Annotated in this window: 5 protein-coding genes; 1 reads left to right on the forward strand and 4 read right to left on the reverse strand. The window is 73.7% G+C overall.

Features of this window, described 5'->3' with window-relative positions; all coding sequences use genetic code 11:
* Positions 1-2 precede the first annotated feature (2 nt).
* Genes ACIBH1_RS30010 through ACIBH1_RS30025 form a run of 4 tightly spaced genes read right to left on the reverse strand, consistent with a single transcriptional unit; the run spans position 3 to position 6455 of the window.
* On the reverse strand, positions 3-3029 hold the full coding sequence (locus ACIBH1_RS30010; protein ID WP_397317309.1) for a condensation domain-containing protein: 3027 nt from the start codon (positions 3027-3029) through the stop codon (positions 3-5).
* Positions 3026-3637, reverse strand: a complete 612-nt coding sequence (locus ACIBH1_RS30015; RefSeq protein ID WP_397317310.1) for a TIGR00730 family Rossman fold protein — start codon at positions 3635-3637, stop codon at positions 3026-3028. The genes ACIBH1_RS30010 and ACIBH1_RS30015 overlap by 4 nt, the downstream gene beginning before the upstream one ends.
* Entirely contained in the window at positions 3634-4971 is a 1338-nt protein-coding gene (gene ccrA / locus ACIBH1_RS30020) for a crotonyl-CoA carboxylase/reductase (protein ID WP_397317311.1), read from the reverse strand. The genes ACIBH1_RS30015 and ccrA overlap by 4 nt, the downstream gene beginning before the upstream one ends.
* Positions 4968-6455: an amino acid adenylation domain-containing protein gene (locus ACIBH1_RS30025; RefSeq protein WP_397317312.1), complete on the reverse strand. Its 1488-nt coding sequence runs from the start codon at positions 6453-6455 to the stop codon at positions 4968-4970. Before ACIBH1_RS30025 ends, ccrA begins: the two co-directional genes overlap by 4 nt.
* A 143-nt stretch (positions 6456-6598) precedes the next feature.
* Here ACIBH1_RS30025 and ACIBH1_RS30030 point away from each other — a divergent pair, with 143 nt between their 5' ends.
* Positions 6599-10843, forward strand: coding sequence for an SDR family NAD(P)-dependent oxidoreductase (locus ACIBH1_RS30030; protein ID WP_397317313.1), 4245 nt, complete (start codon positions 6599-6601; stop codon positions 10841-10843).
* Positions 10844-10859 lie beyond the last annotated feature (16 nt).

Here is a 10859-nt window from a genome sequence, read left to right on the forward strand (position 1 = left end):
CGTCACCTCCGCAGCGGCTGGTCGGGGCCGGTCACCAGCTCGATGACCAGCTGCCGCAGCTCGTCGGCCATGGCGGCGACCGTCCGCGGCAGGAACAGGGCGGTGTCGTACTCCAGCACCGCGCGGGCGCCGTCGCCCAGGTTGGTGACCTCCAGCGCCAGGTCGAACTGGGCGGTGCCGAGGGGCACTTCGATCCGGCGCATGGACACCCCGCGGAGCACGTCGTCGGCCGATTCGAGCAGCCGCTGGTCGTGCAGCGTGAACAGCAGGCCGAACGGCTTGCCCCTGCCCAGTCCCAACTCGGCCGAGAGCAGGGTGAGCGGCAGTTCCTGGTGCTCGTAGGCGTCGAGCAGGCTGTGCCTGACGACCGCGACGGCGTCGGCGAACGTGGCCGCCGCGGTCAGGTCGGTGCGCACCGGCAGGGCGTTGACGAAGTGGCCGACCAGGCCGGCCGTCTCCGGCATGGTCCGTCCCGAGACGACCGAGCCGGTGACCAGGTCCCAGGCGCCCGTGCGCCGTGCCTGCCAGATCTGGAAGGCGGCGAGGTGGACCATGTGGGCGGTCGCGCCCGTCGCCTCGCACAACGCCCGCACGTCCACGGGCAGGTCGAACACGTGCTGGGCGCCCTGGAAGAGGGGCCTGCGCGGGCGCGGCAGGTCGGCGGGGAACGGCGTCCTGTCCGCGCCGTCGAGGCGCTCGCGCCAGTGCGCGGCCAGCGTCCTCAGGCGCTCGCCCGACAGCCGTTCGCGCTCCCAGACCACGTGGTCGACGTACTGCACGGCCGGCGCCGGGGGTACCGGGTCACCCGTGGTCCTGGAACGGTAGAAGGCGCACAACTCGCGCCAGAACACCGCCGTGGACCAGCCGTCGAAGGCGATGTGGTGGACCAGGAAGAGCAGCACGTGGTCGTCGGGGGCGACCCTGAACAGGACCGGCCGGATCGGGGGCTTCGACAGGTCGAACGGCCTGCCGTACTCCTCCAGGACCGCGCGCACCGGGTCGGCGGTGTCCACGACGGGCAGGCGCAGCGGCGCGGGCTCGGCGATGCGCTGCACCGGCCCCCGCCGGGTGGCGGCGTAGGTGGTGCGCAGCGGCTCGTGCCTGGCCACGACCTGGCCCAGCGCCCACTCCAGCGCCGGCACGTCGAGGCCGCCCTTCAGGTGGAAGGCGTGCGGGGCGCTGTAGGCCAGGCTGTCCGGGGCGAGCTGCTGCAGGATCCACAGGCTCTCCTGGGCGTAGGAGAGCGGGTGGTCCTGGCCGGGCGTCCTCGGCAGCGGCGCCGGGCCCGCGTCGGCGGGAGTGGCGAGCATGCCGGCCAGTTCGGCGGGGGTCAGGTGGTGGAAGACGTCGGAGATCGACACCTCCACGCCCATGGCCGTCTGCAGCTCCATCGCCACCTGGACGGCGGCCAGCGAGTGGCCGCCGAGCGAGAAGAAGTCGTCGCCGGGCGCGATCTCGCCCGGCTCCAGGCCCAGGACGCCGCTCCAGATGCCGATCACGGTGTCGACGAGCTCTGCGGGGGCCGTCACCGGCGCGATCCCGGCGGCCGGGGCCGGGGGTACGGCACGCGGCGCGTTGTCGCGCGGGCGCCACGACAGCGTGTCGAGGGGCCGGTCCGGCTCGGCCGTCACCTCCTCCAGGACGCTGCGATATCCCTGCGCGAGCCAGACGATCGTCTCGGCGTCGAACAGGTCGGTGCGGTAGCGCAGCAGGCCCGACAACTCGCCGTCGGAGGAGATGAGCTCCATCTCCACGTCGAACCTGACGGTCTGCTGATCCAGCGGATAGGTGGCCAGGACCAGCTCGCCCAGGTGGAGCAGCATGCCGCGCTCGCCCTCGGAAGGGGCTCCCAGCGGCGAGGCGGTCTCGCCCGACTCCGAGCGGGTGATCTCGCCGCGCTGCGAGGCACGCAGCGTGAACGCCACGTCGAACAGCGGCGAGCGGCTCGGGTCCCGCTGCGTGCCCAGGCGCTCCACCAGGAGCGGGAAGGGGTAGTCCTGGTGCTCCAGCGCGTCGAGCACCGCGCTCCTGGTCCGCGAGAGCAGCTGGGAGAAGCCGGGCTCGCCCGACAGGTCGGTCCTGAGGACGACCGGGTTGACGAAATAGCCGGCCACGCCCGCGAACTCCGGGCGGCTGCGGCCCGAGGTCCACGTGCCGAGCAGGAACTCCCGCTGCCCCGCCGCCCTGCCCAGCAGGAACTGGAAGGCGGCGAGCAGGGTGGTGTACACCGTGGTGTCGTGCCGGGCGGCCAGCTCCTCGACCTTCGCGGTCAGCTCCGCGTCGAGGCGGAAGGCGTGGCAGGCCCCGCGGAAGCCCTGGTCGGCGGGCCTGGGCCGGTCCAGTGGCAGGGCGAGCGGGGGCGGCGGGTCGTGCAGCACCTCGCTCCAGTGGTCGGCCAGCCGGTCGCCCCACGGGCCCGCCAGCATGGCCGCCTGCCAGGCGACGAAGTCGGCGTAACCCGCCTCGGGCGCGGGCCGGTCGGGCTCGCGTCCGTGCAGGTAGGCCGTGTAGGCCTGGCCGAGCTCCTCGAGCATGAGGAAGAGCGACCAGCCGTCGATGGCGATGTGGTGGGTGACCCACAGCAGCACGGGGGGCGCGCCGGGCCGCCGGGCGAGCACGACGCGGAAGACCGGGCCGGTGGCCAGGTCGAAGGGGCGGCCGGCCGCTTCGGCGAGCAGGTCGGCCAGCTCCTGCGGCGAGCCGGGGTCGGCGATCACGAGATCGGGCTCGGCCGGCCGGTTCACCCGCTGGACCGGGGTGCCGCGCACGTACGCGTAGGTGGTGCGCAGGATGGGATGGCGGGCCATCAGCCAGGCGAAGGCGCGGCGCAGCGCGTCAGGGTCCACCGCGCCGCGGATCGTCCAGGCGAAGGGCATGTTGTAGGCGACGCTCGCCTCCCGCCGCACGCGGTCCATGAACCACAACGACTGCTGGCCGTGCGAGAGCGGGAAGGGCGCCGCGCCCGCGCTGATCAGCTCGGCCAGCAGGGCGCGCTTGTCCTCGCGCGACAACGAAGCGGGCACGCTCATCGTGCCCCTCCGACGGGGACCAGCCGCTCGATGATCTCCATCGCCTCCAGGGGCGACGACGCCGTGTGGAACATCGGCTGCTCGCCCGGGGAGATGAAGCCGAAACGGCCCAGCGTGGCGATCAGGCTGACCAGGTCGTCCCAGACGCCCTCCGTGTTGACGATGATCATCGGCTTGGCGGAGACGCCCAGGTAGGTGGCGGAGATGACCTCGAGGATCTCGTCCAGGGTGCCGAAGCCGCCCGGCAGCGCCACGAACGCGTCGGCGCTGCGCAGCATGTGCTCCTTGCGCTTGTAGAGGGTGTCGGTCAGCTGCGTCTCCTGCGCGGGGGCGGCGATGGCGCGCTCGCGCTCGTACAGGAAGCGGGGGATGATGCCGCGGATCGGCGCTCCGTGCTCGGAGGCGGCCCAGGCCACCTCGCCCATCAGGCCGGAGCCCCCGCCGCCGTACAGCAGCCGGTGCCCGCGCTCCCCGATGAGCCGGCCGGTCGCCCTGGCCATGTCGATCACGGCCTGCGAGGTGCACCGGCCGGCGCCGCAGAACACGCAGATCTCCAGGCGCCTCTCGCTGGGCGCCGACAGATCGGACTCGAGGATGGAGGTGGTCACGACGTCTCCTTGAAACGGGTGATGGAGGGCAGCAGCCGCTGCCGCAGCTCCTGGTCGCGCACGCCCAGCCCCTCCTCTGGCGCCAGGCACAGCACGCCGACCTTGCCCTGGTGCACGTTCCTGCGCACGTCGTGCACCGCGTCGGCGGCGCTGGTGAGCGGGTAGGCGCGCGACAGGGTGGGATGGATCATGCCCTTGGCGATCAGCCGGTTGGCCTGCCAGGCCTCGTGGTAGTTGGCGAAGTGGGTGCCGATGACCCGCTTGAGGTTCATCCACAGGTAGCGGTTGTCGAAGGAGTGCTGGAAGCCGGTCGTCGAGGCGCAGGTGACGATGGTGCCGCCGCGACGTGCCACGTAGACGCTGGCGCCGAAGGTGTCGCGTCCCGGGTGCTCGAAGACGATGTCGGGGTCCTCACCACCGGTCAGGTCGCGGATGCACTGGCCGAATCTGCGCCACTCGGCGACGTTCGGCGTGTGCTCGTCGCTCCAGAACGAGAAGCCCTCCGCCGCGCGGTCGATGACCAGCTCGGCGCCCGCCCGCCTGGCCAGCTCCGCCTTCTCCGGCGAGGAGACCACGCACACCGGGACGGCGCCGCCGTTGAGCGCGAACTGGGTGGCGTAGGAGCCGAGGCCTCCCGAGGCGCCCCAGATCAGGACCGTGTCGCCCTGCTTCATCTGGGCGCCGTTGCGCGAGACCAGCTGCCGGTAGGCGGTGGAGTTGACCAGGCCGGAGCAGGCCGCCTCCTCCCAGGTCAGGTGGGCGGGCATCGGCATGAGCTGGTTGGCCTTGACCAGCGCCAGCTCGGCCAGGCCGCCGAAGTTGGTCTCGAAGCCCCAGATGCGCTGCTCGGGGTCGAGCATGCTGTCGTCGTGGCCCTCCGGGTCCTCCAGCTCGACCGACAGGCAGTGGGCGACGACCCGGTCGCCGGGCTTCCACTTGCTGACACCCGGGCCGACGCGCAGCACGACGCCCGACAGGTCGGAGCCCAGCACGTGGTAGGGCAGGTCGTGGCGGCGGGCCAGCTCGCTGCGCCTGCCGTACCTGCGCAGGAAGGCGAAGGTGGGCAGCGGCTCGAAGATCGCCGACCAGACGGTGTTGTAGTTGACCGAGCTGGCCATGACGGCGACCAGCGCCTCGCCGGGCCCCGGCTCGGGCGTGGGCACCTCCTCCACGTGCAGCGACTTGCGCGGGTCCTTGTACTCCGAGCTCACGCCCTCGAACATGCCGACCTCGTCGGCGTGGACGGTCAGGGCCGTGTAGGACTCGGGGACGGGCATCGTCCCGAGGTCGCCGTCTCCGGCCAGTACGGCGTCGCGGATGGCACTGGTGCTCATCGGGTTCCCTCCAGGGCGAGCCGGTCGAGCTTGCCGTTGGGGTTGAGTGGAAACTCCGCCACGGTGTGGAACCTGGCGGGGATCATGTGCGCGGGCAGCCGGTGGCCGCACCGCTCGCGCAGCTCGCGGGCCGGGGCGGGCCGGCCCACCAGGTAGGCGACGATCAGCGGCTCGCCGCCCGGCGGCGTCTTGACGAGCACCGCCGCGTCGTCCACGCCGTCCAGGCCGCGCAGGACGGCCTCGATCTCGCCCAGCTCGATGCGGAAGCCGCGAATCTTGACCTGGGAGTCGATGCGGCCGAGATACTCGAAGGAGCCGTCGTCGAGCCGCCTGACCAGGTCGCCCGTGCGATACCAGCGGCGTTCGCCGTCCCCCAGGTCGACCACGGGGAACCGCTCGGCGTTGAGCTCGGGCCTGCCCACGTAGCCGGCGGCCAGGGCGGTGCCGCCGATCCACAGCTCGCCCTCGGCGCACGCCGTACCTTCCGGGTCCACGACGGCGGTCCGGACGTGGCGCAGGGGCCTGCCGATGTTCGTCGGGCCGGTCGGGTCGGTGACGGCGGCGCGGTCGACGACGGTGCAGGTGGCGAAGACGGTGGTCTCCGTCGGGCCGTAGATGTTGACGATCTCCTCGCGCCCGCCGGTCAGGTCCATCCAGGCGCGGATGGTGTCGCGGTCGATAGCCTCCCCGCCGAAGATCAGGTAACGCAGGCCGAGCGGGCGCGGGTCCTGCTCCATCGCCCAGGCCAGGTACTTGAACATGCTGGGCACCTGGCACAGCACGGTGACGCGCTCGTCGGTGAGGGTGCGCAGCAGCCGGCGTGGGTCGCGGCCGACGTCGGGCGGGATCACCACCAGGCGGCCGCCGTGCACCAGCGGGCCCCAGATCTCCCAGACGGAGAAGTCGAAGCAGTGGCTGTGGAACCAGGTCCACACGTCACGCGAGTCGAAGGCGAACCGCTCGGCCGCCGAGGCGAACAGCTCGCTGACGGCGTGCTCGGGCGTGGCCACCCCCTTGGGCCTGCCGGTCGAGCCGGAGGTGTAGATGATGTGGGTGGGAATGTCGGGCGAGCGCCCGGCCGGGGGCAGGATCGGCGCCCCGTCGCCGGTGACCTCGATCCTCGGCACGCCCCGGAAGGGCCACGGGCCGCCGGGGTCGGCGCAGATCGCGCCGAGCCGGCTGTCGCCGGCCATGAAACGCACCCGGTCGGCGGGGTAGTCGGGATCCAGCGGGACGTAGGTGCAGCCCTGGCCGATCACCGCGACGATGGCGGCCACGACCTTCCAGGAGCGCCGCATGAAGATGCCGACGCGGTCGCCGGGCTCCAGGCCCAGCGCGGTCAGCGAGCCCCGGATCTCGGCCGCGGCGGCGGCCAGCTCCGCGTAGGTGACGTGGGCGGGCCCGTCGGTGACGGCGACGGCGTCGGGCCGCCGCCGCACGTGCTCGTAGAACGACGAGCCGAGGAAGCCGAATTCTTGGTCCACACCCGAGGACGATCCCCAATTGCCCGAAATATCGGTATTCGTCCGCCGACTAGGCTTGGCGCCCAGGTCTGGCCCTCCGGCTAGGTACGGCTCGCGTCCTGAGGCGGGCGACGCCGCGCGGCCCGCTGACCATGCTTCAGGGCATGAAGCGTGTCGTATTCGTCTTCCCCGGACAGGGCACCCAGTGGCACGGCATGGGCGCCGCCCTGCTGGAGCGGGAACCCGTCTTCGCAGCAGCGGTCGCGGACTGCGACAAGGCCCTGGCGCCCCTGCTGGGCTGGTCGGTGACCGACGCGCTGTCGGGCGCCCGCGACATCCTCGACATCGACGCCATCCAGCCCGCCCTGTTCGCCCTCCAGGTGGGCCTGGCCAGACTCTGGCAGTCCAAGGGCGTGCGGCCCTCCGCCCTCGTGGGACACAGCCTCGGCGAGGTCGCCGCCGCCCACGTCGCCGGCGCGCTCACCCTGGAACAGGCGGCCACCGTGGTCGTCGCCCGCAGCCGCCTCTACCGGCGGCTCAGCGGCTCGGGCGCGATGGCGCTCGTCGGACTCGGCTGGGCGCAGGCCACCGCCGTCATCGAGGAACAGGGCGGACGCGTCTGCCTGGCCGCCACCAACGCCCCCGGCTCCACCGTGGTCGCCGGAGACCACGACGCCGTCCACGCCCTCGTCCAGCGGCTGCGCTGGGACGACGTCTTCTGCCGCCTCATCGGCGCCGACGTCGCCGGCCACAGCCACCACGTCGACCCGCTGCTGCCCGAGCTGCGCCACGAGCTGGCCGGCCTGGAACCGGCCGGCGCCCACCTCCCGCTGTGGTCGACCGTCACCGCACGGACCGGCGCGCGCCTCGACGCCGCCTACTGGTGCAGGAACCTGCGCGAGCCGGTGCTGTTCTGGCCGGTCATCAGGGAGCTGGTCGAGGCGGGACACGACACGTTCCTGGAACTCAGCCCGCATCCGACCCTGCTGTCGGGGCTGCGGGAGACGCCCGCCCGGCTGCTGGCCTCACTCCACCAGGAGGACCCGGAGACGCTCGACGCCACGCTCGCCGAACTGCGGGCGGTGGAACTGGAGCCGGAGGGGGTGCTGGGCGACCACCGCGTCGAGGGCGAGATCATCGTCCCTGGCGCCGCCTACGTCGCGGCCGCCCTGACCGAGGCCACGGCGCTGGACGACGTGGCCTTCCACGTCCCCCTCATCCTCGGCTCGCCGCGACGCCTGCGCACCACGCGCACCGGCGACGACCTCACGCTGACCTGCGAAGGCGTCGTGCACGCCACCGCGCGAGCCGCGGGAGGCGCGCCGCCCGTCGCCGCCGTCGACCTCCCGATCGTCCGCACCCGGTGCACCGCCGACCTCGACCCGGCCGACCTCTACGCCTCACTGGCCGGGCGCGGCATGGAGTACGGCCCCGCCTTCCGCCGCGTCGAGACGATCGCCGCAGGGACGGGCGAGACCCTCGTACGGCTCGCCGGGCCGTACACGCTCGACGCCCCCTCGATCGACGCGGCCCTCCAATCCCTCGCACCCCTGCTCGACGAACTCGACGGCCTCATCCTCCCCCACCGCATCGGCCGGATCGCGGTCCTCGGCGAGGTGGCGGGCGCGCGGTGGGCGCACGCCAGGCGCATCCGCGACACCGAGTTCGACATCGACGTCTGCGACGACGGCGGCCGCGTGGTGCTGGCCCTGCGTCGCGTGACGGTGCGCCGCATCACCCGCGACCGCGGGTGGAGTCACGCGGCGCGGTGGACCCGAACGGCACCTGGCGAGGGGGTGCCGTTCGGGGGCCACCTCCACCGGGTCCCGACGGGCCTGCCCGCGGAACGCGCCGTCGCCGAAGTGCTGGAGCTGGCCCAGGAACTCGCCGGGCAGGCCGAGCCGCCCCGGTTGTGGGTGGTCACCGAGCTGGCCCAGGCCGTCGAGACGGGCGACGCCGTCCGGCCCGACGCCACCGCAGTGTGGGGCCTGGTGCGCGCGATCCGCCACGAGCACCCGGAGCTGGGCTGCACGCTCATCGACCTGGACGGCGGCGCGCTGCCCGAGCTCTGGGAGCTGGGCGAGGAGAACGAGGTCGCCTACCGGGACGGGCAGCCCTTCGCCCTGCGCCTCGTCCCGCGCCCCGCCCCACGCCGCGAGGCGGAGCCGTACCGGGTGGTCCTGTCCGAGCAGGGAGACCTGGGCGGGCTGCGACTGGAGGCCACGCCGGACGCCGAGCCCGGGGTCGGGCAGCTCAAGGTGCGGGTGCGGGCGGCCGGGCTCAACTTCAACGACGTGCTGCGCGCCAACGGCATGCTGGCCGAGGACGAGCGGCCGCTGGCCTTCGGGCTCGAGTGCGCGGGCGAGGTCGTCGCCGTCGGCCCGCCCGCGGGTGGCGCCCCGGACGCCGTCGGCCCGGCCGCGGGTGGTGCCCCGGACGTCGGCGCCCCAGGCTCCGACGCCACGGGGTTCGCCGTCGGGGACCGCGTCGTGTGCCTCGTCTCCGAGATCGGGGCGATGGCCACGCACCTCACCGTCGACGCCCGCCTGGTGGCGCGCATCCCCGACAGCCTCGGGTTCCCGCAGGCCGCCACGCTGCCGGCCGCCTACCTCACCGCCGTCCACGGCATGGCCGGCCTGCGCGAGGGCGAGCGGGTGCTCGTGCACGCCGGGGCGGGCGGCGTCGGCCAGGCGGCGCTCCACCTGGCCCGCCGGGCCGGGGCCGAGGTCATGGCCACCGCGGGTTCGGAACGTAAGCGCGCCTGGCTCCGGGAGCAGGGCGTGCGTCACGTGTTCGACTCCCGCTCGACCGCCTTCGCCGGGCAGGTCATGGAGGCGACGGACGGCCAGGGCGTCGACATGGTGGTCAACTGCCTGAGCGGCGAGGCCATCGAGGCCGGGTTGTCGGTCCTGGCGCCGTTCGGGCGCTTCGTGGAGCTCGGCAAGCGCGACATCGCCGAGAACCGGCCGCTGGCGCTGGGGCCGTTCGCCAGGAGCCTGACCTTCCACGCTGTCGAGGCGTTCTCGCTCACCCGGTTGCGGCCCGCGCTCGTGGGCGGGCTTCTGCGTGAGATCGTCGCGGCGGTGGCGGCCGGGGAGTTGCCGCCGCTGCCGGTGACCGTGCTCCCGGCGGCCGAGGCGGGTGACGCGTTCCGTCACATGGCGGCGGCCAGGCACATCGGCAAGATCGTGCTGACCTTCGACGACGCGGCCCCGCGTGCCGACGGGACGTATCTGGTCACCGGTGGCCTCAGCGGGCTGGGTCTGGCCGCCGCCGAGCGGCTGGCCCGCGACGGCGCCCGGCATCTGGCGCTGCTGGGTCGGGGGGCGCCGCGCCCGGAGAACGCCGCCAGGATCGACGCCCTGCGGGAGGCGGGGGTCGAGGTGACGGTGCTGGCCGCCGACGTGGCCGACGCCGACGCCCTGGCAGCGGCTCTCGACAGCCTCCGAGGTGCCGGGTCCGGAGTCACTGGCGCGTCTCTCGTGGGCGCCGGGGCGTGGCCGCCGCTCCGGGGGGTCGTGCACGCCGCCGGTGTCCTGCGCGACCGGGTCATGACCGCCATGGACGCCGCCTCGCTCCGCGAGGTGCTGCGGCCCAAGGTCGACGGCACCCTGAACCTGCACCGGCTCACCGCCGGCGACCCCCTCGACTTCTTCGTCCTGTTCTCCTCCGCCGCCGGCCTGCTCGGCTCGGCCGCGCAGACCGGGTACGCGGCGGGCAACGCCTTCCTGGACGGCTTCGCCCACTGGCGCCGCTCCCAGGGCCTGCCCGCCACCAGCATCGGCTGGGGCCCCTGGTCGCAGACCGGCCTGGCCGCGACGCAGGAGCGCGCCGGACGGCTGGCGCTGCGCGGCATGGGCGGCATCGACGTCGCCCACGGCCTGGACCTGTTCGCCGCGGCCCTGGCCGAGCGTCCCGCGCACGTGGCGATCGTGCCGCTGGACGCGCCGACGTGGTTCGCGCACAACCCCGGCCAGGACCGCTGGTCGATCTTCGCGGGGCTGCGCGGCGAGTCCGCGATGACCGGCCGCCTGGAGTTCTCGACGCCGCAGGAATTGCAGGAGGCCATGACCGCCTGGGTCGCCGGTGTCCTGCGCACCTCGCCCGCCGCCATCGACCCGCAACTCTCCCTGACCAGGCTGGGCCTCGACTCGCTGATGGCCGTCGAGCTGCGCAACCTCGTGGAGTCGCGGCTCGGCGTGCGCCTGCCCACCCCCGCCTTCCTCGACGGTCCCTCCGTGGCCGACCTGACGGGGCGGGTGCTGGCCCGCCTGGGCGAAGGGCCCGGCCACGACGACGGTGACAACCAGGGCGACCCCATGGTGGCCCGGCTCGAAGCCCTGTCCGACGCCCAGGTGGACGCGCTCCTGGACGAGCTGCTCAACAACCCCATCGGAGGCGTCGCGTGACTGAGCGCGCCGAAGG

The sequence above is a fragment of the Nonomuraea sp. NPDC050663 genome, assembly GCF_044456985.1.
GTDB lineage: Bacteria > Actinomycetota > Actinomycetes > Streptosporangiales > Streptosporangiaceae > Nonomuraea.

Bases quoted from the DNA above. Each gene is read 5' to 3' on its own strand.
- ACIBH1_RS30030 (WP_397317313.1), top strand. From the start codon at position 6,599: ATGAAGCGTGTCGTATTCGTCTTCCCCGGACAGGGCACCCAGTGGCAC.
- ACIBH1_RS30010 (WP_397317309.1), bottom strand. From the start codon at position 3,029: ATGAGCGTGCCCGCTTCGTTGTCGCGCGAGGACAAGCGCGCCCTGCTG.
- ccrA (WP_397317311.1), bottom strand. From the start codon at position 4,971: ATGAGCACCAGTGCCATCCGCGACGCCGTACTGGCCGGAGACGGCGAC.